The following is a 23,595-nucleotide window of genomic DNA, read 5'->3' on the forward strand; positions in this document are numbered from 1 at the left end:
CCGCGCCTCAAACGCCGGCGAGGCTGGAGCCGCCACGTTCCCGGGACGGGGACACCGCCCCGCCGCAGCGGACCGGCACGCGCTGCCCCCGCCGGGGACACTGCCCGGCGCAGCCGGGGAAGTCCGCCCGCGCGGCCGGCTCCCCTCGCACCCCGCCGGGGAAAGCCTCCTACGCGGCCGGGCCCCCGGCCAGGGAACCGGCACCGGTCCGATGGACCACCTCGCCCGCCACCACCACGGTTTCCGCGACCGTGCCCGGGATCTGCTCCGCCGGGACGGTGAGGATGTCGCGGGACAGGATCACGAAGTCCGCCGCCTTGCCCACCGTCAGGGAACCCCGCTCCTCCTCCAGGAAGTTGGCGTAGGCCGAGCCCATCGTGTAGCCGTGCACGGCCGTCTCCACGTCCACCGTCTCGCCCGGCTGCCACGCCTCGCCGCCCCCGTCGAGGGACCGGCGCGTCACGGCCGTGTAGATGCCGACCATCGGGTCCATCTCGGCGACGTTCCAGTCACTGGAGAACGCCAGCACCGCCCCCGCCTCGTGCAGGCTCCGCATCGGCCACGCCTTGTGCCACCGCTCCTCGCCCACGTTCTCGGCCCAGTCCTGCCCCGGCCCCGCGATCTCCGGTGCGCAGTGCCTCGGCTGCATGCAGGCCACCACGTCCAGTTCGGCGAAGCGCGGCACGTCGTCGGGGTCGAGGCACTCCACGTGCACCACCTGGTGGCGGGCGTCGCGCGGGCCGTTGACCGCGCGGGCGTGTTCCACCGCGTCCAGGACGGTCCGGATGCCCCGGTCGCCCGTCGCGTGCACGAAGCACTGGAAGCCCCGCGCGTCCAGCTTCGCCAGCAGCTCCGCGAACTCCTCGGCCGGGTAGAAGGTCTCGCCCCGGTGCTTGCCGCAGCCCGCGTACGGTTCCAGCAGCGCGGCCGTGCGCGGCTCCACCACGTCGTCGATGTACAGCTTGAGCGGCCCGACCCGCAGCCGCTCGTCGGAGAAGCGGCGGGCGGCCTCCTCGAAGTCGGCCAGGTCTGCGTCGCCCGTCCCCCTGGGGTGGAACAGCGCGGCGACGATCCGCGAGCGCAGCCGGCCCTCCGCGCGGGCCCGTTCGTACAGTTCCAGGTCGTCGAGGGAGTTCTGCGGCTCCACCACCGTGGTGATGCCGAAGCCGATCGCGTCGTCGAGGCTCTTGGCGAGCCGCCCGTACTGCCGGTCCGGCGAGGCCCACGGCACGCCCAGGTCGCGCAGGGCGCGGTGGCCGTCGCGCGAGAGGCCCTTGACGGCGAAGTCCTTGACGAACCCGGTGGGTTCGCCGGTCTCCGGGTCCACCGCCGCCGTTCCGAAGGGCAGGTCCGTACGGTCGCGGGTGACGCCGAGGCGCCGCATCGCGGCCGTGTTCAGCCAGGCCGTGTGGACGTCGTACGAGAGCACGAGCGCGGGGGTGTCCCCGGTGACCGGGTCCAGGTCGGCGGCGGTGGGCATCCGGCCGTCCGGGATCGCGGAGTAGTCGAACGCCTCGGCCTCGATCCATTCGGCGTTCGGGTTGGTCTCCCGCCAGGCGAGGATCCGCTCGTGGATGCCTTCCAGCGTCCGCACGCCGGCGAGCTGCACGCAGGCGTCGTCGGAGCCGAGCCGGACGTGGTTGTGCGCGTCGACGAAGCCGGGGAGGACCAGCTTCCCTGCCGCGTCGATCCGCTCGGTGTCCGGGCCGGCCCAGGCGGCGGCCTCGGCGTCCGGGCCGATCCAGACGATCACCCCGTCGCGGACGGCGAGGGCTTCGGCCTCGGGGAGGTCCTGGTCCACGGTGTGGATCCGGGCTCCGGTGAGCAGCAGGTCGGCGGGGAGGGGGTGGGACATCGGGGTGTGCTCCATTGCGGGTGCGGAGGGGATGCGGATGTGGAGGGGGTGACGGGCGGCGGCCCGGTGTCAGGCCGCCGGAACGGCCTCGGGAACTCGCGGCGCCCGCACCGCGCGGCGGGCCAGGACCCAGTACGTGAGCCCGGAGACGACCGAGCCGAGCAGGGTGAGGTCGGCGCCGCCGAGCGGGGCCACGAGCGGCCCGGTCCACAGCGCGGAGTCGCAGGTCAGGGCGGCGAAGACCATGCCCGCGACGAGGGCGGCCATACCGGCCGGGTGGTAGCCGGCGCGGTACCAGTAGGCGCCCGTGCTCCCGCCGTGCAGCGCGTCGGCGTCGTAGTGGCAGCGGCGCAGCAGCATGTCGGCGAGGAAGACCCCGCCCCAGGGGGCGAACACGATGATCAGGAGGGAGAGGAAGGAGAGCAGGGAGGTGGTGAAGTCGGTGAGGAACAGCGCGGCGAGCGAGCCGACGGCGGTGACGGCGGCGCTGATGCCGAGGGCGCGGGCGCGGCTCCACGGGATGCCGAGGACCTGGAGGTTCAGGCTGGACGAGTAGAGGGTGATGATCGAGTTGGTGACGGATCCACCGAGTACGAGGGCCAGGAACAGCGGCCGGAACCAGCCCGGGAGCAGTCCCTGGGCTCCGGCGACCGCGTCGGTCATGTCGGTCTGGGTGGCGGCGGCCACGCCCGCGACGCCGAGGGCCACGGAGGAGACGAGCCCGCCGAGGGCGCCGGTCCAGGTGATCGACTTCAGCGAGGTGGTGCGGGGCAGGTAGCGGGTGTAGTCGGCGGGCATCGGCAGATACGAGAACGGCCCGGCGAGCATGACCACGAAGGCGAGGCTCCAGCCGGAGAGCCCGGGCGCCGAGGACGGGGCGGAGGTGTCGGCGCCGGGCAGGACGAGGACGAGGAGCACGCCGAATCCGGCGGCCAGCACGTACGCCGCCCAGCGCTCGGCGAACTGCACGGTGGCGTGGCCCCACATGGCGACGGTGAAGGTCAGCGCGAGGGTGATCAGGAGGGCGAGGGCGCGGGCCGGCTTCCCCTCCGCCAGGCCGGTCTGGGCGAGGATCAGCTCCAGCGCCAGGGTGCCCACGACGGTGTTGACGATGGTGTAGCCGATGCTCACCACCCAGTTGAGCACCCCGGCGGGGAAGTTGCCCCGGACGCCGAAGGCGGCGCGGGAGATGACCAGGGTGGCGGTGCCGGTGCGGATCCCGCTGAGCCCGGCGGCGCTGACGGCGAAGAACGACAGTCCGCTGACCACGACCACGGCGGTGGCCTGCCAGAAGGAGAGTCCGAAGGCCACGGCCAGGGCGCCGTTGATCACGTAGGTGAAGGTCAGGTTGGAGCCGAACCAGAGCCAGAAGAGGTCCATGGCACTGCCGTGCCGTTCCTCGTCCGGGATCGGGTCGATGCCGTGCGTTTCGACCTTGAAGACCTCGTCGCTCATCCGCTTACACCCCTGACTGATCTTGAACGGCGTTCTAAGTTGTTGAATGGCATTCAAGATGAGGGGTGGACCACGCGCACGTCAAGACCCTGCTCGGGATAAGGTCTGGCCAGGGCAGACGGAGGGCGGGACCGGTGGCAGGAGCGGCACGGCGGCGCGACGGGCAGATCGCCCAGGAACGCATGCTCGAAGAGGCCATGGCGGCGATCGCCGAGGACGGACTCGCCGCGCTGACCATGTCCAAGCTGGCCGAGCGGCTCGGCACCAGCGGCGGGCACATCCTGTACTACTTCGGCAGCAAGGACCGCCTCCTGCTGGAGGCGCTGCGCTGGAGCGAGGAACTGCTCACCGGGGAGCGCCGGGCCCTCCTCGGCCGCCGGGTGACGGCCGCGCGCAAGCTCGACCAGTACCTGGAGCTCTACCTCCCCGAGGGGCCGCGCGACCCGCGCTGGACCCTGTGGATCGAGCTGTGGGCCCGTACCGCCTCCAACGAACCGCTGAAGGCGGCCCAGGAGGAGATCGACGACAGTTGGCAGCAGGACCTGGAGACACTGCTGGTCAAGGGCGTGGACCAGGGCCGCTTCGCCCCCATGGACGTCCCGGCCCGGGCCTCGGAGCTCCTCGCGCTGCTGGACGGCCTGAGCACCCGGGTCGTCCTCGGCCAGCGCGGCGCCGACCGCACGAGGGCCCTGGCGCAGGCCCGCTCGGCGGCGGCGCTCCTGATCCCCCGCGCATAGCGGAAGGCCCGCCCGGACGTGCTGCCCGGGCGGGCCGTTCCTCGTGCTCGGCGGCTCGGCGGCTCAGCGGTCGGCCGGCGCACCCTCCGCGTTGCCGTAGTACGCCTGGAGCATCAGCCGCTCCATGTCGTCGATCATCGGCATCCGAGGGTTGGCGGGGGCGCACTGGTCGGCGTAGGCGTTCACGGCCTGGACCGGCAGGGCCTCGACGAAGGCCTGCTCGTCGACGCCCGCTTCGGCGAAGGAGGCGGGGATCCCGCACTCGGTGCGGAGCTCCTCGACGGCCCTGGCGTACGACTCGACGCCCTCGGCCGGGGTCGCGGCCGGCAGCCCCAGCGTCCTCGCGATCTCCTGGAAGCGCTCCGGCGCCCGGTAGACCTCGGCCTTCGGCCACGGGGTGGCCTTGTGCGTGACCGTGCCGTTGTGGCGGATCACGTGCGGCAGCAGGATCGCGCTGGTGCGGCCGTGGGCGACGTGGAAGGTGTTGCCGAGGGTGTGCGCCATGGCGTGCACCAGGCCCAGGAAGGCGTTGGCGAAGGCCATGCCGGCGACCGTCCCGGCGTTGTGCATCTTCTCGCGGGCCTCGGGATCGTTCGGCCCGTCGACCACGCACCGCCGGAGGTTCTCGAAGATCAGCTTGATCGCCTGGAGGCAGAGGCCGTCCGTGTAGTCGTTGGAGTACGCGGACACGTACGCCTCGGTCGCGTGCGTCAGGGCGTCGAAGCCGGAGTCCGCGGTCACGGCGGGCGGCAGCCCCATCGGCAGGACCGGGTCGACGATGGCGACGTCCGGGGTCAGCGCGTAGTCCGCGAGGGGGTATTTCCGGGCCGCGGCCGGGTCGGAGATGACGGCGAACGGGGTGACCTCGGAGCCGGTGCCCGAGGTGGTCGGGATGGCGACCATCCGGGCCTTCCCGCCGAGCGGGGGGAAGGTGTAGGCGCGCTTGCGGACGTCGAAGAACTTCTCCTTGGTGTCCGCGAACTCCACCTCGGGGTGCTCGTACATCAGCCACATGATCTTCGCGGCGTCCATCGGGGAGCCGCCGCCGAGGCCGATGATCGTGTCGGGCCCGAAGTCGCGCATCATCGCGGCACCCGCCCGCACGGTCGACAGCTCCGGGTTGGGTTCGACGCCGTCGATGACCTGGACGGCGACGGAGCCCTCGCGGGCCTGGAGGATGTCGGTGACCTTCCGGACGAAGCCGAGGGCGACCATGGTCTTGTCGGTGACGATGGAGACCCGGCCGACGCCCTCCATCTCGCCGAGGTGGCGGAGGGAGTTGCGCTCGAAGTAGATCTTCGGCGGGACCTTGAACCACTGCATGTTGGTGTTGCGCCGTCCGATCCGCTTGACGTTGATCAGGTTCACCGCGGTGACGTTGTCGGACACCGAGTTGTGGCCGTAGGAGCCGCAGCCGAGGGTCAGCGAGGGCAGGAAGGCGTTGTAGACGTCGCCGATGCCGCCGAAGGTGGAGGGCGAGTTGGCGATGACGCGGACCGCCTTGACCCGCCGACCGAACTCCTCGACGAGCTCCTCGTCCTCGGCGTGGATGGCGGCGCTGTGGCCCAGTCCGTGGAACTCGACCATCGCGGCGGCGAGTTCGAGTCCGTGCTCGGTGTCGGACGCCTTCAGGGCGGCCAGCACCGGGGAGAGCTTCTCGCGGGTCAGCGGCTCGCTCTCGCCGACCTCGTCGCACTCGGCGAGGAGGATGGAGGTGCCTTCGGGGACGGTGAAGCCGGCGCGTTCGGCGATCCACCGCGGGGACTTGCCGACGACCGCCGGGTTCAGCTTCGCGCCGGAGACGTCCGCGGCGTGGGCCGTCGTGCCGAAGACGTACTGCTCCAGCTTGGTCTTCTCGGCGGCGGACACCACGTGCGCGCCCAGCCGCCGGAACTCGGCCATGCCCTGTTCGTAGACCTCCCGGTCCAGGATGACGGCCTGCTCGGAGGCGCAGATCATGCCGTTGTCGAAGGCCTTGGAGAGCACGATGTCGTGGATCGCGCGACCGAGCCTGGCGCTCTTGTGGACGTACGCGGGGACGTTGCCGGCGCCGACGCCGAGGGCGGGCTTGCCGCAGGAGTAGGCGGCCTTGACCATCGCGTTGCCGCCGGTCGCGAGGATGGTGGAGACGCCCGGGTGGTTCATCAGCGCGGCGGTCGCCTCCATCGAGGGGGCGGTCACCCACTGCACGCAGTGCTCCGGGGCGCCGGCGGCGACGGCCGCGTCGCGGACGATGCGGGCGGCCTCGGCGGAGCAGTTCTGCGCCGAGGGGTGGAAGGCGAAGACGATCGGGTTGCGGGTCTTCAGCGCGATCAGCGCCTTGAAGACCGTCGTCGAGGTCGGGTTGGTGACGGGGGTCATCGCGCAGACGACGCCGACGGGTTCGGCGATCTCGGTGATGCCGCTCGGCTCGTCGCGGCGGATGACGCCCGCGGTCTTCAGGCCGCGCATCGAGTTGACGACGTGCTCGCAGGCGAAGAGGTTCTTGACCGCCTTGTCCTCGAAGAGGCCGCGACCGGTCTCCTCGACGGCGAGGCGCGCGAGTTCGCCGTGTGAGCCCAGGGCCGCCAGGGAAGCCTTCTTGACGATGTGGTCGACCTGCTCCTGACTGAACGACTCGAACCCGCCGAGCGCGCCCAGTGCCCTCTCGACCAGTTCGTCCACCATCTCGTTGGCCTGCATGGCAGGAACTCCTTCATTTCGAACCCGCCCCGGCCACAAGGCCTGCGCGGGCCTGTTTTCCTGATGCCTCAATTCGACACCCGAAAGCGGAATCGGTGGCGCCGAAAAAGCCCTTTCATGGCGGACCGAAGGTCCGTTCACGCCCGTTCACGCCCCCTGGGGCATCTCCTTGACCTGGGCATATGTGGGAGGACTAAAGACCCGTGGGCACTTGTGAAAACTTTCACAAGAATTTCGCGCGAAGTGCGCCCTACCGCGCTCCTCCGCCGGCGAGCACAATCACGGTGACCAGTCGAATCGACCGCGAGGGAGGCAGTGCGTGCGCAATCAGGTGCGGGCCGCGGACGGGCGGGCGCTCACGGTGGAGCGCTGGGGCGATCCGGACGGCAAACCGGTGTTCCTGCTCCACGGCATGCCCGGCAGCAGACTCGGGCCGGCCCCCCGGGGCATGGTCCTCTACCAGCGCCGCATGCAGCTCATCGCATACGACCGGCCCGGCTACGGCGGCTCCGACCGCCACCCGGGCCGTACCGTCGCCGACGTCGCCCAGGACGTGGCCGCCATCGCGGACGCCATGGGCTTCGACACCTTCGCGGTGGCCGGCCGCTCCGGCGGCGGCCCCGGCGCCCTGGCCTGCGCCGCCCTCCTGCCGGACCGGGTGACCCGCACGGCGGCCCTGGTGCCGATGGCCCCCCGGGACGCGGAGGACCTGGACTGGTTCGCCGGAATGGCCGCGTCGAACGTGAAGGAGTACACCACCGCCTCCAGCGACCCCGAGGAACTGGCGGCCCGGCTCATCCCCCGCGCGGCCGGCATCGCCCGGGACCCCGGGCGGCTCCTCGACGAGCTGCGCCGCGAGTTGACCGCCAGCGACCGCATGATCGTCTCGGACGCCGGCCTGCGGTCGATGCTGCTGCGCAACTACCGCGAGGGGGTGCGGACTTCGGCCTGGGGGTGGATCGACGACATGCTCGCCTTCAGCAGCCCCTGGGGCTTCGACCCCGCCGACATCCGCTGCCCGGTGCTGATCTGGCACGGGGAGCTCGACGTGTTCTCCCCCGTCGGCCACGCCCGCTGGCTGGCCCGCCGGATCCCGGGCGCCACGACGACCTTCGACCCGTCGGCCGCGCACTTCGCGGCCCTGCGCGCGCTGCCCGACGTACTCACCTGGCTCCTGCGCGACCTCCCCGCACCCCCACTCAGCGAACAGCAGCCGGCCTAGGGTTCGTTCGGCCTTCCCGTGCGCACCCCGGGCGCTTCGCCCGGTTTCGGAGGATTGTTGACCGGACGTCATGTCTCGGATGCTCACTGGAGTGTTGCCCAGTAAAGTCCCCGCGAACGGAAGGGCCCGCACTCCACTGGGCGGGCCCTCACGAGCCGCGGAAGGTCCACCCCATGACCCTGCACATCGACAACATCGGCATGGCGATACTCGGCGTCGGGCTCCTCGTCGGCCACGCCGTCCACAAACACACGAGGTCCTCCGGCGGCCCCGGGGCCAAGGGCGACGTCGTGGGCGCGATCGGCGCCGCCACCGCGGTCGTCACCGTCCTCTTCCTCCTGTTCGGCGGAGGCGACCGGCAGCCGGCCGCCCCGGAGTCTCACCCGGCCGGCCGAGCCCTCTCCACGAGCGCGCCGAGCACCTCGGCGAGCCTCGACCTGACCGCGGGATCGGCGACCGTGCCGTCCGGGCCGACCGGCTGCCCGCTCGCCGGGATCCGTACGCAGGCCTCCTCCACGACCGCGGCGCCCGTGTAGCCGAGGACCGTGCGCAGCGTGGCCTCCGCGCCGCCCCCGCGGCCCGGGGCGGCGGCGTTCACCCAGGCCACGGGCTTGTCGCCGATCTCGGTGCCGCCGACCGTCCAGTCCAGCAGGTTCTTGAAGGAGCCCGGCAGGGTGCCCGCGTACTCCGGGGCGCAGATCAGGATCGCGTCCGCCCGGTCGATGGCCGCCCGCAGCGTCGCGACCGGCTCCGGCAGGGGGTCGACGTCGTCGTCCGGGTTGAAGTGCGGAAGGGTCGCCAGCCCCTCGTAGAGGATCGTCCGCACCCGTACGGGGCCCTCGGCGGCCACGGCGTGCGCGGTGCGCAGCACCGCCTCGTTGGAGGAACCGGCGCGCAGACTTCCGGACAACAGCAGGATCAGCGGTGTGGTGGTCATCCGGCCAACCTACCGACCGGACTCCGCGCAGGTCAGACCCATTCCGTGCACGACTCCCGACCGTCCCCGGACCGCCGGAAAGAGAAAAGGATCTTGACGTGCGGCGAACGGGCGATGAGACGACCTCGGGTAATGCCGCGCGCTTTCTATAGAACGGGTGATCAGGCGTCATGTCTCGGTCGCTCAATGGAGTGTGGCCGAGTAAAGTCCCCCTTGACATCAGCACTGGCTGCTGTCATTCACATGACCATTCAACATGGCTTCCCCGAGGACGGTGTCGTGAACACTTCCGCAACCCCCCCGACCTGCACGGTCAAGGCCGACCGGGTCCCCCTCGACCGGATCGACGTCCGCAGCGCTTCCGCGGCCGCCGCACTCGGTCGGGTGCTGAAGACGGAATCCGGCCGCGCCGTCCAGGCCCCCATCTTCAACTCCGCCCTCTGACGGTGGAGTAAGCGCTCTAGACTGGTGGAATGACCGGCCTGATCGCTTTTCGCGAGATCGTCCTGAAAGTTCACAGCAGATGCGATCTTGCTTGTGATCATTGCTACGTCTACGAACACGCAGATCAGAGCTGGCGAGCCCGGCCGAAAGTGATCTCCCCCGAGGTTATCGCGACCACCGCGTCCAGGCTCGCCGAACATGCCCGTGACCATGCACTCCCCTCCGTCACGGTGATCCTCCATGGAGGGGAACCCCTGTTGGCGGGCCCCGCCCGACTCCGCCTCGTGTGCGAGGAGTTCACGCGGGCCCTCGCCGGGACGGCCGAACTCGACCTGCGGATCCACACGAACGGCCTCCAGCTCAGCACCCGTTATCTCGACCTCTTCGACGAGTTCGGCGTACGGGTCGGCATCTCCCTCGACGGGGACCGCGCCGCCAACGACCGCCACCGCCGCTTCGCGGACGGCCGTACGAGCCATCCGCTGGTCCTGGCCGCCGTCGCCCTCCTCCGCTCCGCTCCGTACCGCCACCTCTACCAGGGTCTGCTCTGCACCGTGGACGTGGCCAACGACCCCGTCGCCGTACTGGACGCGCTCGTCGAACTGGAGCCGCCACGGGTCGACTTCCTCCTCCCCCACGCCACGTGGGAAGCGCCTCCGGCCCGCCCCGACGACGCCCCCGACGCCTACGCCCGCTGGCTCCTGCGGATCTTCGACCACTGGGAGCGGCTCGAACGGCCGGTCCCCGTAAGGCTCTTCGACTCCCTGCTGTCCACCCTGCGCGGCGGGCCCAGCCTCACCGAGTCCCTCGGGCTCGCGCCCACCGACCTGGTCGTCGTCGAAACCGACGGGACGCTGGAGCAGGTGGACTCGCTCAAGAGCGCCTTCGATGGCGCCGCGGCGACCGGCTTCAACGTCTTCGACCATGCGCTTGACCAGGTCGCGGCCCATCCCGGGGTCCGTGCCCGGCAGCTGGGCCTGGCGGGCGTCAGCGACGCGTGCCGCCGGTGCCCCGTCGTACGTTCGTGCGGGGGCGGGCTCTACACGCACCGCTACCGGGACGCGAACGGCTTCGACAACCCCTCCGTCTACTGCACCGATCTGCGCGAGCTGGTGGACGGGGTCGAGGGCCGCACCGCCGCCGCCACGACCGCTCCGCAGCTGACCGACCCCGGCCGGCTGGCCCGCTCCCAGGAGGAGCTGACCCGGGTCCTGCTGGCCCGCCTGCACGCCGACCTCGCCGCCGAACCCGACTGGGCCCGCGCCTGGGAGCTGCTCGGCGCGGCGGAGCGGGCCGGGGAGGCGGGCGCGCGGGCGCTGGACGCCGTACTGGACCACCCGTTCACCCGTACCTGGATCCTGGCGGCCCTGGACGGCGACGGCGCACCGGACGGCCCCGAGGCCGCCCGCAGGCTGACCGCGCTCGCGGCGGCCGCGGTGCTGCGCGGCGGACTGGACCTGCCGGCCGAGGTGGCCTTCCGCGACGGCGAGGTGTACCTGCCGACGCTCGGGCTGCTGCGGCTCGGAGAGCCCGGCACCGAGGGCCGGGCCGTGCTGCGCGTCGCCGACGCGGGGTACGTCGCCCGGGACGGCCGCACCGAGCACCGTTTCGGCCCCGCCGCGGGGGACGCGCGCTGGCAGCCCGTACGGACCTGGTCCCCCGGGCCGGACGAGGCCCCGGTCGCGCTGGAGGACCTCGACCCGTACCGCAACTGCTTCGCCCGCCCGCCCCGGCTGCGGCTCGGCGCCGGGGAGGCCGAGGAGTGGCGCGGCCGGCTCGACGGGGCGTGGGCGCTGCTGCGCTCCGCCGCGCCGGAGTTCGCCCGGTCGGCGGCCGGCGGGCTGACCACCCTGACCCCGCTCGCGGGCGGCCCGCGGGCCGGCGACTGGGGCGAGGCGGGCCGGCACGGGCCGGGGGCGCTCGGGGTGCCGTACACGGCGGGGGTCGCGGAGACCGCGCTGGCGCTGCTCACCGGGCGGCGCCGGGCCCGGCTGCGGGCGCTGACCGAGGTGGCCGACCTGTACGCGCTGGACGGGCAGTGGCAGCACCCGTCGCCGTGGCGCTCCCGCCCCGTCCCGGTGTCCCTGCTGCTGGCGGACGTCCACGAGCGGGTGGCGGTGGAGGCCTACCGGCGGGCCGTGAAGTCCCCGGAGCCGGGCGGCTCGGACCACATCCACCAGGCCCTGGACCGGCTCGCGGGGGCGGCGGAACTGACCGTCACCGGCAAGCGGCTGGTCGAGGAGCTCCGCTGGGAACTGAAGGCGGTCGACGCGTGACGGCCCCCGTCCCGGGCAACGGGGGCGACACCGGCCCTGCACCGGCCGCGGGCCGACGACAGGACCCCTCGGCCGACGGCCCCGGCAGGGCGGGGGCGGCCCTGACGTCCCCCGGCGAGCCGCGAGGCGTACTCGCCCACGCCGTGCAGCTGCGGTTGCTCGGGGTGCGGCCGGGGACGCGGCTGCTCGTACACGCCTCGCTCGGGGGGACGGGGCTCGGCGCGGAGCCCTTGCGGGACGCCCTGCTGGGCGTGCTCGGGCCGCGCGGGACGCTCGTGGTCCCCGCGTTCACCCCGGAGAACTCCACCACCTCCGCCGCGCACCTGGCGCGGATCGCCGGGCTGTCGGGCCCCGAGGTGGCGGCCTTCCGGGAGCGGATGCCCGCCTTCGACCCGGCGAGCACCCCCAGTCAGGGCATGGGCGCGCTGGCCGAAGCCGTCCGTACCGCGCCCGGAGCCGCGCGCAGCGCCCATCCGCAGACCTCTTTCGCCGCGGTCGGCGCCGACGCGGAGCGGCTCTGTTCCGGGCACCGACTGGAAAGCCACATGGGCGAGGAGTCCCCACTGGGAAAGTTGTGCTGGGAGGGGGCCCAGGTACTCATGATCAATGTGGGATTTTCCGTCTGCTCGGCGTTCCATCTCGCGGAGTATCGAATTCCGAAGCCCCCCTTGCGCATGTACGAGTGTGTGGTGAAGGTGAACCTTCCAGGGGAAGGGCAGGGGCACCTGCGGGACCGGCAGGGGCACCTGCAAGAGGGGGAGTGGACCTCGTACGAGGACGTCGCGCTGGACGACAGCGATTTCGCCGAGATCGGCGGCGCGTTCCCGGATTCCGGGGTGCGCAGGGGACGGGTGGGAGGGGCTTCGGCCATGCTCTTCTCGCTTCCGGATGCCGTTGATCACGCGCTCGAGTGGATGACCGAAAACCGACGCTGATTGACTGAACGATGAGGGGATGCGGCGAAGCAGCTCCGGAATGATGTTCCTTCGCTCGCAATCTTCGGGACGGGGGTCGTGTGCCCGCAAAAAAAGGGGAGCCGTACTTTTTTCTCAGCTACGCGCATACGCCGAGATTCGGGGCGGGGGGACCCGACCCGGACATGTGGGTGGAGCGCCTCTTCCGTGATCTCTGCGGTCATGTCATGGCGATGACGGACCTGCCCGCCGGATTCCCGGTCGGCTTCATGGACCGGGACATACGCAGCGGTGAGGGCTGGTCGGAACGGCTCGCCGAGGCGCTCGCCAACTGTCGTGTCTTCGTTCCCCTGTTCTCACCGCGGTACTTCACCAGCCAGATGTGCGGCAAGGAGTGGTACGCCTTCGCGCAGCGCGCCATTCACCACGGGGCGGTCAGCCCGGGCGGCCTGCCGCCCGAGGCCATCGTGCCCGCGTTATGGGTACCGGTGCCGCCCGCCCAACTGCCCGGCCCCGCCGAGCGGTTGCAGTTCAACCACAACACCTTCGGCGAGCGCTACGTCACCGACGGGCTGTACGGGCTGATCAAGCTGCGCGGTTACGCGGAGCAGTACGAGAAGGCCGTGTACGAACTCGCCCGGCGCATCGTCCACGTCGGCAAGAACGTCGACCTCGCCCCCGTCCGACCGGTGGACTACCGGGTGGTCCCCAGCGCCTTCGGCACCACGGGGAGTCCCGCCGGCGGCCCCTCCCGCACCCTCCACGTGACGGTCGCGGCAGCCTCCCGGCACGACCTCCCGGAGGGCCGCAGCCCCGAGTACTACGGGGAGAGCGCCCTGGAGTGGAACCCGTACCATCCGGTCGCCCAGCGACCCATCGCGTACGTCGCCGAGGACCTGGTCAAGAACCTCAACTACCAGACCACGGTGGCCTCCTTCGACGACGAGGCCGGCCACTTCGACAGCAAGCAGCCGCCGACCCGCCCCGAGATCCTGATCGTCGACCGGTGGGCGGTGGAGGACGAGCACCGGCGCCAGCGCCTGGCCGCCTTCGACCAGGAGCACCGCCCGTGGATCAACGTGGTCGTGCCGTGGAACCGCTACGACAGCCAGTCCCGCGCCAAGGAGGCCGAACTGGCCCGGCGGCTGGAGGAGACCCTGCCCGTCAAGATGCGGCAGGGCCGGGCCGCGTGCCGGGCCGCCGCCAACGGCGTGGCCAGCATGGAGACGCTGGGCCAGATCCTCCCGCAGGTGGTCGAGGCCGCCGCCCAGCAGTTCCTGAGACACGCCCAGGTGTACCTGCCGGCCGGCAACACCCAGATCGAACGGCCGCGGCTGCTGGGGCCCATGGGAATGAGCGGACCGCCCGCCCCGCCGAGAGTCCCCTTCCCGACCGGGACGCACGACGACGCACACGAGGACGCACACGACGGCGAGCACGAAGAAGACAGCGACGACAGCAACGACACCGATCGGGGGGACGCGGATGACAGCGAGTCGTGACAGCGAAGACAGCCGTGACGGACGCATCGTCACCTTCTACTCGTACAAGGGCGGCACGGGCCGCACCATGGCGCTCGCCAACACCGCCTGGATCCTCGCGGCCAACGGCAAGCGGGTCCTCGCCGTGGACTGGGACCTGGAGGCCCCGGGCCTGCACCGCTTCTTCCACCCCTTCCTGGACCCCTCCACCCTCGGGGCCACCACCGGGGTCATCGACCTCATCAGCGAGTACGCGTGGGCCGCCACCAGTCCGGTGCAGCGCGCCGACGACTGGCACCGGGACTACGCGCGGATCCAGCCGCACGCCGTCTCCCTCACCCCCGAGACCCTCGGCTGGGAGTTCCCGGACGGCGGCACCCTGGACTTCGTCTCGGCGGGCCGGCAGAACCGCGAGTACTCCGCGACCGTCTCCACCTTCGACTGGGACAACTTCTACGACCGCCTCGGCGGCGGGCTCTTCTTCGACGCCTTACGGGAGGACATGAAGAGCAACTACGACTACGTCCTGATCGACAGCCGCACCGGCCTCTCCGACATCGCCGACATCTGCACCGTCCACCTCCCCGACATCCTGGTGGACTGCTTCACCCTCTCCGACCAGTCCATCGACGGCGCCGCCTCGGTGGCCCGGCAGATCGACGAGCGGTTCAACGACCGGGGCATCAAGATCTACCCCGTTCCGATGCGCATCGACGAGGGCGAGAAGGAGAAGGCGGACGCGGGCCGCGCCCTGGCCCGGATCAAGTTCGACCGGTTCCCGAACGGTCTGGTCGGTGACGAACTCACCTCCTACTGGGGCGCGGTGGAGATCCCCTACCGCCCCTACTACGCCTACGAGGAGACCCTGGCCACTTTCGGCGACGAGGCCGGGCTCACCAACTCCCTGCTCTCCGCCTTCGAGCGGCTCACCACCGTGGTCACCGAGGGCGCCATCACTTCCATGCCGGTCATCGGCGAGGAGGTGCGCCTGCGCATCCGGGACGCCTTCACCCGCCGCCGCCCCGCGCTCCCCGCCGACCTGTTCCTCTCGTACGTCGCCGAGAACCGGATGTGGGCCGACTGGATCGAGTCGGTGCTCACCCGGGCCGGATTCCGGGTCGTCCCGAGGGACGTGTCCGCCGAGCGGACCCCCGGCCCGGACTCCGGGGACACCATCGGGGGGACGGGCATCAGCATCGACAACGCCGCCCGGACCGTGGTGCTGCTCTCCAGCGCCTACCTCAAGTCGGCCCGGGCCGTGGACGTGTGGGAGCGGGCCGCCGCCGAGGACCCGACCGGGGGCCGACGCCATCTGGTGGCGCTGCGCGTGGGCGACGTACGCCTCGCCACGCCCTACATCGACCGCAATCCGGTGGACCTCTTCCGCCTCGACGAGGTGCACGCGACGAGCGCGCTGCTGCGCGCGGTGGAGCGGCCGGCGGCCCTGACCGACACCGTGGCCAGTGCCTCCCAGCCCGGCCCGCGCTTCCCGGGGACCGTCCCGAAGATCTGGAACGCGCCGCCCCGCAACCCCGGTTTCACGGGGCGTTCCATGGTGCTGGAGCGGATGCGCGACCAGCTCGGCGGCGGGATCTCCGTGGTGCTGCCGCAGCCGCAGACCCTGTTCGGTCTCGGCGGCGTCGGCAAGACGCAGGTGGCGCTGGAGTACGTCCACCGGTTCATGGCCGACTACGACCTGGTCTGGTGGATCTCCTCGGAACAGACCGACGACGTGGTCGCGGCCCTCGCGGAGCTGGCCGTGCGCCTCGGCGCGCAGACCGGCGAGGACATGGCGGCCGCCTCGCAGGAGGCGATCGACCTGCTGCGGCGCGGGGTGCCGTCCTCGCGCTGGCTGCTGGTCTTCGACAACGCGGACGACCCGGAGACGCTCAAGCGGTTCTTCCCGCCGGGCGGGCCGGGCCACGTGCTGGTGACCTCGCGCAACCAGTCCTGGTCTCAGTACGGCGACGCGCTCCCGGTGGACGTGTTCCTGCGCGAGGAGTCCATCGAGCACCTCCAGCGCCGGGCCCCCGGGCTCAGCAAGGAGGACGCCGAGCAGGTGGCGATAGCGGTCGGAGACCTGCCGCTCGCCGTCGAGCAGGCGGGCGCGTGGATCGCGGAGACCGCGACCCCGGTGTCCGCGTACATCGAGCAGCTGGCCCAGCAGGCGGCCCGGGTGCTCGGGCTGAACCAGCCGCCGGGATACCCGGAGCCGGTGGCCGCCACCTGGAACATCTCCATCGAGCGGCTGCAGTCCCGCTCCCCCGCCGCCGTACGGCTGCTCCAGCTCTGCGCGTTCCTGGCGCCGGAGCCGATCTCGGCGAACCTGCTCTACAGCAAGGAGATGATCGACGCCCTCAAGCCGTACGACTCCTCGCTCCAGGAGAAGCTGGTGCTGGGCCGGGTGATCCGGGAGATCGGCCGGTTCGCGCTGGCCAAGGTCGACCAGGTCAGCAACAGCATCCAGGTGCACCGCCTCGTGCAGGCGGTGATCCGGTCGCAGATGACGGAGGAGGAGCAGCGCGAGGCCCGGCACGCCGTCCACCGGATCCTGGCCGGCGCCCGCCCGGACGACGACGAGCCGATCGACAACCCGGAGACCTGGCCGCGGTTCAACACGATCTGGTCGCACCTGACCCCGTCGGAGGCCCGGTACTGCAAGGAGCCGGAGACCCGCCGCCTGCTGATCGACAGGGTCCGCTACCTGTGGAAGCGCGGTGACTTCAAGGCCGCGTACGCGCTCGGCGAGGAGCTGCGCGAGGCCTGGAAGGAGATGCTGGGCAACGACGACCTCCAGTACCTGTACCTGCGTTTCCACCTGTCGAACATCCTGCGCTCGCAGGGCCGGTTCGTGGAGGCGAAGGAGCTGGACGAGGTCACGCTGGAGCGGCAGAAGGCCGTCCTCGGGCCCTCGCACCCGCACACGTACATGACCATGAGCGGTCTCGCCAACACCCTGGGCGCGCTCGGCCAGTACGGCGAGGCGATGGAGCTGGCGACCGACGCGCACGAGGGCTTCAGCCAGATCTTCCACGAGGCGCACCCGCGCACGCTGGCCGCGGCGAACAACCTGGCGCTGAACCTGCGGCTCGTCGGGCAGTACACCAGGGCCCGCGAGATCGACCAGGAGGTGCACGACCTGCGCACGGAGGTGCTGGGGCCGGAGCACCCGTACACCCTGTCCTCCGCGCAGAACCTCGCCCGCGACCTGCGCGAGGTGGGCCGGTACGAGGACTCGGTGCAGCTGCTCAGCCGGACGTACGAGAGCTACAAGCGCACGCTGGGCCGGGCCTTCCCGGGCACCCTGGCCGCCGCGAAGAACCTCGCGGTGTCGCTGCGCCGGGCGGGCCAGCTGGAGGACGCGCTCCGGCTGACCACGGCCACCCGGGCCCGCTACCGGGCCAAGTACACCTCGGTCAACCCGGACCTGCTGTCCTGCGAGCTGAACCTGGCCTCGGACCTCTTCGCGACCGGGGAGCCGGGCGCCGCCCGGGACCTGGCGCAGGAGGTGGTGGACGAGTACATGAAGGTGCCGGGCGAGCGGCACCCGTACACCCTGGCGGCCGTGAACAACCTGGCGGTCTTCCACTGGGGCACGGGCGCGGCCGAGACGGCGGAGACCATGCTGCGGCAGACGATCCGGCTGATGCGGGACGTGCTCGGCGACAACCACCCGCACACGGTCTTCGCCAACCTCAACCTGGCCAACACCCGGGCCGACCTGGGCGATCCGGAGGGCGCCCTGGAGCTGGAGCGGTTGGCGGTGATGCGGCTGCGCGAGGCGCTGGGGGCGCACCACCCGGAGACCTTGGCGAGCGCCTCGAACATGGCGGTCAGCCTGGACTCGATGGGCCGCAAGGAGGAGGCGGCCCGGCTGCGGAACGAGGCGGTCGGCGAGCTGACGCGGCTGCTCGGCGAGGACCACGGTCTGACCCGGTACGCCCGTGACGAGCGGCGGGTCCACCGCGACCTGGAGCCGCTCGCCGTGTGATCCGCGGGAGGGCGGCGGGGACCGGTGCGGTCCCCGCCGCCCTCCTCCGGATCGATCCGATCGATCCGATCGACCAGGGGGGCGCTGTGCCCGACACCATGACCTTTCGAAACGAGGACCTGCCGGCCCTCTTCCACCACACCGACCAGGCGGCGATCTCCCGGCAGCGCGAGTCCACCCAGGCGACGCGCGCCCAGCTGCTGCTGCTCGTCGCGGCCGCGGCGGCCGCCGCGCTGCCCACGGGGCCCCGGCTGGGCTCGTTGTACCTGTTCGGGCTGCTGAGCGTGCTCGCGTACGCCGGGGTGCTGGGGGTGGGCGTGCGGGCGACCCGGCGCCGGGCCCGCCCGCAGTGGCAGCTCAACCGGAGCGCGGCCGAGTTCATCAAGTCCCTGGCCTGGCGGTACGCCGTGCACGGGGCGCCGTTCGGCAGCGACGGGGCGGGGGCGGAGGCCACGTACCGGACGCGGCTGGAGGCGGGGCTGGACGAGCTGAAGAAGATGGGCTGGGAGGATCCGCGGACCTCCGGGGCGCTCCCGGAGGGCGGGGAGATCACCGGCGCGATGTTCAGGCTGCGCGGTCTGGACTACCAGGTGCGGCGGGAGACGTACGTCCGGGACCGGTTGATCGAGCAGCGCAACTGGTACCAGCGCAAGACGGAGGTCTCGCGGCGGGCGACGGCCCTGTGGTCGTGGACGATCGTGCTGCTGACCTGTCTGGCGTTGCTGTTCGCCGCGTTCGGGGCGTTCGGCTCGGGGCCGGGGCCGAAGCTGACCGGGCTGCTGAGCGCGGCGGCGGCGGCCGGCATCGCGTGGAACGAGGTGCGCCGCCACCATCCGTTGATCGAGGCGCACACCCTGATCGAGCAGGACCTGGCGGCGATGATGGTCGTGATGCAGACCACCATCACCGAGTCCCAGTGGCCGTCGGCGGTGTACGAGACCGAGCGGTACGTCTCTCCGCAGCACACGGACTGGCTCGCCCGACACAGCAGTTGAGGCGGACGCACGGGGGCGTGGCGCGCGGGTTCAGTCCCGGGTCACGCCCTCGCGCCAGATCACGGTGACCGGCTTGCCCAGGGCGCGGGCGTAGGCGACGATCTCGGCGGTGCCGCCGTGCCCGCGCGCGGGCAGCCCGTCCCAGACGGCGACGAGCCGGTCGCAGGAGTCGGCGATGTAGGTGCCGGCGGCGTAATAGGCCTCGTCGGTGGAGCGGGCGAAGTCCATCCGGACCTCCTGCGTGGCCCGCCGTTTGAGGCCCCGGTAGCGGGCGAGGGACGCGGTGTCCTCGAAGGCGTCCTCGTAGTCCCCGCTGGGGATCACCACGGTGAGGCCCGCGCCGTATTCCAGCGCGATGGCGGCGAACATCTGGTCCGCTCCCTCGGCGAGGCTGGAGAGGGCCTCCAACGGGCCTTCGTGGCCGCCCAGTACGTCGCGCAGGCCGCTCTCCACGTGGTCGAGCACCTCGTCCGGGATGCACCGGTGCCCCGTCACGCCGATTCGCTTCATTCGGAACCCTGCCTCCCCCGTGGACACGGACACCCTGGACATCCTCCCAGAAGGCGGGAGGACGTCCAGGGGTGTGGCGGGGGCGCGTGGGTCACCCGTCAGTAGACGCTGACCCCGTAGGCGTTGAGGGCTTCGACCACGGGCTGGAAGTAGGTGGTGCCGCCCGAGGTGCAGTTGCCGCTGCCTCCGGAGGTGAGGCCTACGGCGCGGGTGCCCGAGTAGAGCGGGCCGCCGCTGTCGCCGGGCTCGGCGCAGACGTTGGTCTTGATCATGCCGTAGACGACGTCGCCGCCGCCGTAGTTGACGGTGGCGTTGAGGCCGGTCACCGAGCCGCCGTGGGTGCCGGTGGTGGAGCCGCGCCGGGTCACGGACATGCCGACGGTGGCGTTGACCGCGCTGGTGATGTCCTGGCTGCCGACCGTGCCCGGGTGGGCGAGCGAGGCGTTGTCGTAGCGGATCAGGCCGTAGTCGTTGGTCGGGAAGCTGGAGCCGACCGTCGCACCGATCGTGGTGGTGTGGGAGGAGTTGGTCCACCAGGTGCCCGCGCCGTCGGTGCAGTGCCCGGCGGTCAGGACGTAGTACGTGCTGCCGCTGCGCACGTTGAAGCCCAGCGAGCAGCGCCAGCTCGACGCGTAGATCGCGTCGCCGCCGGAGATCAGCTTGGAGAGCTTGCCGGGGGTGCGCTCGATGCGCAGGGCCCCGGCGTCGGCTCCGGCCTCGCGCTTGATCCTGGCGATGTCGGCGGCGGAGACCGTGGAGTCGGCGGAGACCACCAGGGTGCCGGTGGCGGTGTCGGTGTACCAGGCGGTGCCCGCGACGTCGGCGCGCAGTACGGATGCGCCGGCGGAGGCGAGCCTCGCCTCGCCGAACCCACTGTCCTGCGGTTTGGCGCTCGCCACGGTGGGGGCCGCGAGCGCCGCGACGGCGGCCAGGCCGGTGGCCACCGCGAGGAGCCTGGTACGGGTGATGCGCTTGATCCTCACTTCTCGTCCTCCTGGAGAGGGTTCGGGGGCCCGGCGGCTGTGGGGGTGCCGGCGCCCGTGAGGCGCAGTCGGAGGCATGACGGGCGCGTGAATTTTGGCCGTGCCCCTGACAAGCGCTGTCGGGAGTGTCCTGTCGTCAGATACCGGTCGCAAGGGCGCCTTTCAGCCGCCGCTCGCCGGCCGCCACCTCGAAGGGCAGCGTGTTCCCGGGGGGTGGGAAGGGGCAGATGAAGTGGTCGGCGAAGGCGCAGGGCGGCAGCAGGGACCGGTTCAGGTCGACGGTGACCGAGCCGTCCTCGCCCGGGACGCCCGGCTTCAGGAAACGGAACCGGTAGCTGGAGCGTCCGCCGGTGGCGTCGCCGAAGACGGCCCAGAGGCTTCCGTCGTCCTCGTCGACGGCGACCTGGAGGGTGTGCTCGACCCCGCCGAAGCGGAAGGCCAGCTCGCCGCCGAGGCCGAGTCCGCGCGCCTGCCCGTCGACGTTGTCCACCTGGACGGTCCGCTGTTCGCCGTACGGCGTGAACCGCCCGGGCAGCACGAATGCGGGGTCGTACGGGGTCGCCTCGATGCCGCCGAAGGCCCTGCGGGCCTCGGAGCCGGGGTCGAAGACGCGTACCGCCCACTCCCCTTCGCGACGGATCACGACGAGTCGCATGTCCCCGGCGGTGAGCCGGGAGCGCGAGGGCGGGCCCTCGTCCGCGGCGAGTTCCGCGTCACCGGTGAAGGGCTCGCCGTCGAGCTGAAGGGAATCCCCGGGGGCGGCCGTCAGCGCCACTCCGGCGCCGGTCGTGCGCCAACGCCCCGGAACGGCCGGAATTCGACCTTCCGGGTAATCGGCGAGCCAGTGGGTTCCGATCAGCGCCAGGGGACCGTACGGGGCGGACACGATGGCCACCCGATGCTCGTGCCAGGCGTGCCAGGCGGCCTGCGGATCGTTTTCGTCATCGCTCATGCCGCTCAACCCTTCCACGCCGGTCCGGACGGAAACCCCTGGTGGAGCCGGGGTACGCCGTCCGGACCTGCACGTGCCGGAAGGAGGGCCGATCCTGACCGTGCCTCAGCCCGAGGGCTCAGCAGTCGCAGCCGCAGCCGTCGCAGCAGCAGCCGTCACAGCAGCCGCCGTCACCGCAGCAGTTGCTGCAACAGTCACAGCCGTCGCAGCAGTCGCCGGCGTCGCACCACGGCTCCTTGCGCTCCCGTGACCACGGCCCCTCGTGCTCGGCACAGCACAGCTGGCAGGTGCAGAACAGCCCGATCGCCACCGCGCAGCCCGCCAGCAGCCCGCGCCGCGGCCTCTGCGGGGGCAGACCGCCCCAGCCGCCACCGCCGCCACCGGGCCCCATGGGCGGGGGCATGCCCGGCCCGCTCGGGGCCTGCGGCGCGCCCGGGGCGTACGGGTTCGAGCCGTACGGGTTGCCGCCGGACTGGGGGCTGCCCGCGTACGGGTTCGCGACGTACGGCCCGCCGCCCTGCCCGGCGGAGTTCGTCGCCGCGTGCCCGTGCCCGCAGCTGCTCGTGCCGAAGGCCCGGTCCACCGAGGTGCGCAGCTCGTGCACGAGCAGCCGGTGGGCGAGCCCCGCGTCCGTGAACTCGACCTCGCGCAGTGCGAGCCGGATGCCGTGCAGCGCGTCGTCGCACAGCCTGCGGGCCTCGGTGAGGGAGGTGCCGGTGGCCGTGAGCGGGTTCCAGGCGCCCGCCGCGGCGTCCGCGGCCCGGTCCTCCACCGCGTCGAGCAGGTGCGCGAGCCGTCCGAAGTACCGGCCCGCCTCGGCGAGCGCGGGGGCGTTGCCTGGCCGTCCGGCGAGCTGGGCGGTATGGGCGAAGGCGGCGGCCGTCGCGGTCTCCGTCGGCTCGGTCACGACGAGCACGGGCGTGCCGATGCCCGCCAGCGTCTCGATGCCGGCCTGCCGGTCCACGGCGTCGACGAGCACCGCCGTGTCGAAGCCGAGCGAGGCCCCGGTGCGGGCGCCGGCCCGGTCCCAGCCGCGGGCCACCTTGCGGGCGGCCATGGCGATGGGTGCGCGGGCCAACAGCCCGTCCCGGTCCGCGACGTGGTCCCGTACCTTCGCCGAGGCCAGTACGAGCGAGACGGCCGCGGCGAGCCGCGCGCCCTCGCCGTTGGCCACGGAGGCGGTGCGCATCCCGCGCAGGGGGCAGGGGCCCGCGGTGCGCCGGGAGCCGGCGGCCGGAGCCGACTGAGCGTCCGTCAGAACGGAGACGAGCAACCCGTCGTAGTTGGTGACGATCCTCGCGAACTGGCCGTGGTCACCCCGAAGTGCCAGGCAGAGCCCGCAGAGATGGGCCATCCACTCCGCCTTGAACCGCTCGCCGAGCCGGTGCGTGCAAGGTCTGACAATGCCGAACAAACCGCTTCCCCCGTGAGTCGTACGCGTGCCTGCGGGGCATCGTACCGAGCCCGCGCCGCCACCCGAACGCCGCAATAGCTCACCCATTCGGAGGTAGCAGTCGTATTTTCACTCAGACAGCAGCGGTAGCTGCCAGGATCCTTGACCGTGCAACGGATGTTCTGCACCAGTACCGTCACGAAACCTCTGCGCGGCGGCTATCCACTTGGCGCGTTGTCAGCATCATGGACGAGCATAGGGGCAACGGGGAAAAGACAGACTGGCCGCGATGAAAGGAGGCAGTCCATGGGTTCGGTACGCAAGGCGAGTGCCTGGCTGGGTCTCGTGGAGGACAGCGACGACGAGCGTTACTACGACGACGACTACGCGGAGGCGGTGGAGCGCCAGCACGGTTCGGTGGCCGGCCCCGGCGACGCTTGGGTCACCGACCCCCGGGTCAAGGTGGCTTCCGAGTCGGCGGTGGAGCACGGCCGGCGGATCGCGACGGTCACCCCGGACGGCTTCCGTGACGCGCGCGGCATCGGCGAGCTGTTCCGCGACGGCGTCCCGGTCATCGTGAACCTGTCCTCGATGGACCCGGGCGACGCGAAGCGCGTCGTCGACTTCGCGGCCGGACTGACCTTCGGGCTGCGCGGATCGATCGAGCGGGTGGCGACCAGGGTCTTCCTCCTGACCCCGGCCGACACCCAGATCGTCAACGGCGAGCCCGCCGGCCGCTCACGCGACTTCTTCAACCAGAGCTAGGCA

At 71.9% G+C, this 23,595-nt stretch carries 17 protein-coding genes; 9 read left to right on the forward strand and 8 right to left on the reverse strand.

Features of this window, described 5'->3' with window-relative positions; all coding sequences use genetic code 11:
- Nucleotides 1–169: 169 nt before the first annotated feature.
- On the reverse strand, nucleotides 170–1,855 hold the full coding sequence (locus ACFYYJ_RS34440; protein ID WP_389138096.1) for an amidohydrolase: 1,686 nt from the start codon (nucleotides 1,853–1,855) through the stop codon (nucleotides 170–172).
- A 69-nt stretch (nucleotides 1,856–1,924) separates the two neighbouring features.
- Nucleotides 1,925–3,310, reverse strand: coding sequence for a purine-cytosine permease family protein (locus tag ACFYYJ_RS34445; protein ID WP_389138098.1), 1,386 nt, complete (start codon nucleotides 3,308–3,310; stop codon nucleotides 1,925–1,927).
- 134 nt (nucleotides 3,311–3,444) lie between these two features.
- Between ACFYYJ_RS34445 and ACFYYJ_RS34450 the strand changes: the two genes are divergently transcribed.
- Complete coding sequence (locus ACFYYJ_RS34450; RefSeq protein ID WP_385129832.1) at nucleotides 3,445–4,047, forward strand: TetR/AcrR family transcriptional regulator; 603 nt, start codon at nucleotides 3,445–3,447, stop codon at nucleotides 4,045–4,047.
- Between the two features lie 63 nt (nucleotides 4,048–4,110).
- On the opposite strand, the gene adhE is transcribed toward ACFYYJ_RS34450, so the two are convergent.
- Entirely contained in the window at nucleotides 4,111–6,729 is a 2,619-nt protein-coding gene (gene adhE / locus ACFYYJ_RS34455; RefSeq protein WP_389138100.1) for a bifunctional acetaldehyde-CoA/alcohol dehydrogenase, read from the reverse strand.
- Between the two features lie 319 nt (nucleotides 6,730–7,048).
- On the opposite strand from adhE, the gene ACFYYJ_RS34460 reads away from it, so the two are divergent.
- Complete coding sequence (locus ACFYYJ_RS34460; RefSeq protein WP_389138102.1) at nucleotides 7,049–7,951, forward strand: alpha/beta fold hydrolase; 903 nt, start codon at nucleotides 7,049–7,051, stop codon at nucleotides 7,949–7,951.
- Between the two features lie 379 nt (nucleotides 7,952–8,330).
- On the opposite strand, the gene ACFYYJ_RS34465 is transcribed toward ACFYYJ_RS34460, so the two are convergent.
- Nucleotides 8,331–8,888: an NADPH-dependent FMN reductase gene (locus ACFYYJ_RS34465; protein ID WP_389138104.1), complete on the reverse strand. Its 558-nt coding sequence runs from the start codon at nucleotides 8,886–8,888 to the stop codon at nucleotides 8,331–8,333.
- 279 nt (nucleotides 8,889–9,167) lie between these two features.
- Between ACFYYJ_RS34465 and fxsA the strand changes: the two genes are divergently transcribed.
- From fxsA to ACFYYJ_RS34495, 6 genes are all read left to right on the forward strand, one after another.
- Complete coding sequence (fxsA, locus tag ACFYYJ_RS34470) at nucleotides 9,168–9,332, forward strand: FxSxx-COOH cyclophane-containing RiPP peptide (protein WP_384730849.1); 165 nt, start codon at nucleotides 9,168–9,170, stop codon at nucleotides 9,330–9,332.
- Nucleotides 9,333–9,361: 29 nt separating this feature from the next.
- Nucleotides 9,362–11,608: a radical SAM/SPASM protein FxsBH, inactivated beta-hydroxylase extension form gene (gene fxsBH / locus ACFYYJ_RS34475; RefSeq protein WP_389138106.1), complete on the forward strand. Its 2,247-nt coding sequence runs from the start codon at nucleotides 9,362–9,364 to the stop codon at nucleotides 11,606–11,608.
- Complete coding sequence (locus ACFYYJ_RS34480) at nucleotides 11,605–12,543, forward strand: aminoglycoside N(3)-acetyltransferase (protein ID WP_389138108.1); 939 nt, start codon at nucleotides 11,605–11,607, stop codon at nucleotides 12,541–12,543. The genes fxsBH and ACFYYJ_RS34480 overlap by 4 nt, the downstream gene beginning before the upstream one ends.
- 80 nt (nucleotides 12,544–12,623) lie before the next feature.
- A complete protein-coding gene (locus ACFYYJ_RS34485; RefSeq protein WP_385129822.1) occupies nucleotides 12,624–14,024 on the forward strand; it encodes a TIR-like protein FxsC in 1,401 nt (466 codons plus the stop codon).
- Complete coding sequence (gene fxsT, locus ACFYYJ_RS34490) at nucleotides 14,008–17,994, forward strand: FxSxx-COOH system tetratricopeptide repeat protein (protein WP_385129820.1); 3,987 nt, start codon at nucleotides 14,008–14,010, stop codon at nucleotides 17,992–17,994. Before ACFYYJ_RS34485 ends, fxsT begins: the two co-directional genes overlap by 17 nt.
- Before the next feature lie 98 nt (nucleotides 17,995–18,092).
- Nucleotides 18,093–18,989 (forward strand): DUF4231 domain-containing protein, encoded by an 897-nt coding sequence (locus tag ACFYYJ_RS34495; protein ID WP_385129819.1) that lies wholly within the window; start codon nucleotides 18,093–18,095, stop codon nucleotides 18,987–18,989.
- Nucleotides 18,990–19,019: 30 nt separating this feature from the next.
- Here the strand turns inward: ACFYYJ_RS34495 and ACFYYJ_RS34500 are convergent, their stop codons facing one another.
- The 4 genes from ACFYYJ_RS34500 to ACFYYJ_RS34515 form a co-directional block, all read right to left on the reverse strand.
- Nucleotides 19,020–19,499, reverse strand: coding sequence for a hypothetical protein (locus tag ACFYYJ_RS34500; RefSeq protein WP_385129817.1), 480 nt, complete (start codon nucleotides 19,497–19,499; stop codon nucleotides 19,020–19,022).
- Nucleotides 19,500–19,597: 98 nt separating this feature from the next.
- Nucleotides 19,598–20,482 carry a S1 family peptidase gene (locus ACFYYJ_RS34505; RefSeq protein ID WP_385365859.1) on the reverse strand — a complete coding sequence of 295 codons (885 nt, stop codon included), beginning with the start codon at nucleotides 20,480–20,482 and terminating at the stop codon, nucleotides 19,598–19,600.
- A gap of 136 nt (nucleotides 20,483–20,618) precedes the next feature.
- Entirely contained in the window at nucleotides 20,619–21,434 is an 816-nt protein-coding gene (locus ACFYYJ_RS34510; protein WP_389138112.1) for a DUF1684 domain-containing protein, read from the reverse strand.
- 118 nt (nucleotides 21,435–21,552) lie between these two features.
- Nucleotides 21,553–22,848 carry a DUF5685 family protein gene (locus ACFYYJ_RS34515; protein WP_389138114.1) on the reverse strand — a complete coding sequence of 432 codons (1,296 nt, stop codon included), beginning with the start codon at nucleotides 22,846–22,848 and terminating at the stop codon, nucleotides 21,553–21,555.
- 285 nt (nucleotides 22,849–23,133) lie between these two features.
- Here ACFYYJ_RS34515 and ACFYYJ_RS34520 point away from each other — a divergent pair, with 285 nt between their 5' ends.
- Nucleotides 23,134–23,592, forward strand: coding sequence for a cell division protein SepF (locus ACFYYJ_RS34520; RefSeq protein WP_385129809.1), 459 nt, complete (start codon nucleotides 23,134–23,136; stop codon nucleotides 23,590–23,592).
- Nucleotides 23,593–23,595 lie beyond the last annotated feature (3 nt).

This window comes from Streptomyces sp. NPDC002467, assembly GCF_042889825.1.
Lineage (GTDB): Bacteria > Actinomycetota > Actinomycetes > Streptomycetales > Streptomycetaceae > Streptomyces.

Bases quoted from the DNA above. Each gene is read 5' to 3' on its own strand.
- adhE (WP_389138100.1), bottom strand. From the start codon at position 6,729: ATGCAGGCCAACGAGATGGTGGACGAACTGGTCGAGAGGGCACTGGGC.
- ACFYYJ_RS34510 (WP_389138112.1), bottom strand. From the start codon at position 21,434: ATGAGCGATGACGAAAACGATCCGCAGGCCGCCTGGCACGCCTGGCAC.
- ACFYYJ_RS34445 (WP_389138098.1), bottom strand. From the start codon at position 3,310: ATGAGCGACGAGGTCTTCAAGGTCGAAACGCACGGCATCGACCCGATC.
- ACFYYJ_RS34500 (WP_385129817.1), bottom strand. From the start codon at position 19,499: ATGAAGCGAATCGGCGTGACGGGGCACCGGTGCATCCCGGACGAGGTG.
- ACFYYJ_RS34440 (WP_389138096.1), bottom strand. From the start codon at position 1,855: ATGTCCCACCCCCTCCCCGCCGACCTGCTGCTCACCGGAGCCCGGATC.
- fxsT (WP_385129820.1), top strand. From the start codon at position 14,008: ATGACAGCGAGTCGTGACAGCGAAGACAGCCGTGACGGACGCATCGTC.
- ACFYYJ_RS34495 (WP_385129819.1), top strand. From the start codon at position 18,093: ATGACCTTTCGAAACGAGGACCTGCCGGCCCTCTTCCACCACACCGAC.
- ACFYYJ_RS34465 (WP_389138104.1), bottom strand. From the start codon at position 8,888: ATGACCACCACACCGCTGATCCTGCTGTTGTCCGGAAGTCTGCGCGCC.
- ACFYYJ_RS34520 (WP_385129809.1), top strand. From the start codon at position 23,134: ATGGGTTCGGTACGCAAGGCGAGTGCCTGGCTGGGTCTCGTGGAGGAC.
- fxsBH (WP_389138106.1), top strand. From the start codon at position 9,362: ATGACCGGCCTGATCGCTTTTCGCGAGATCGTCCTGAAAGTTCACAGC.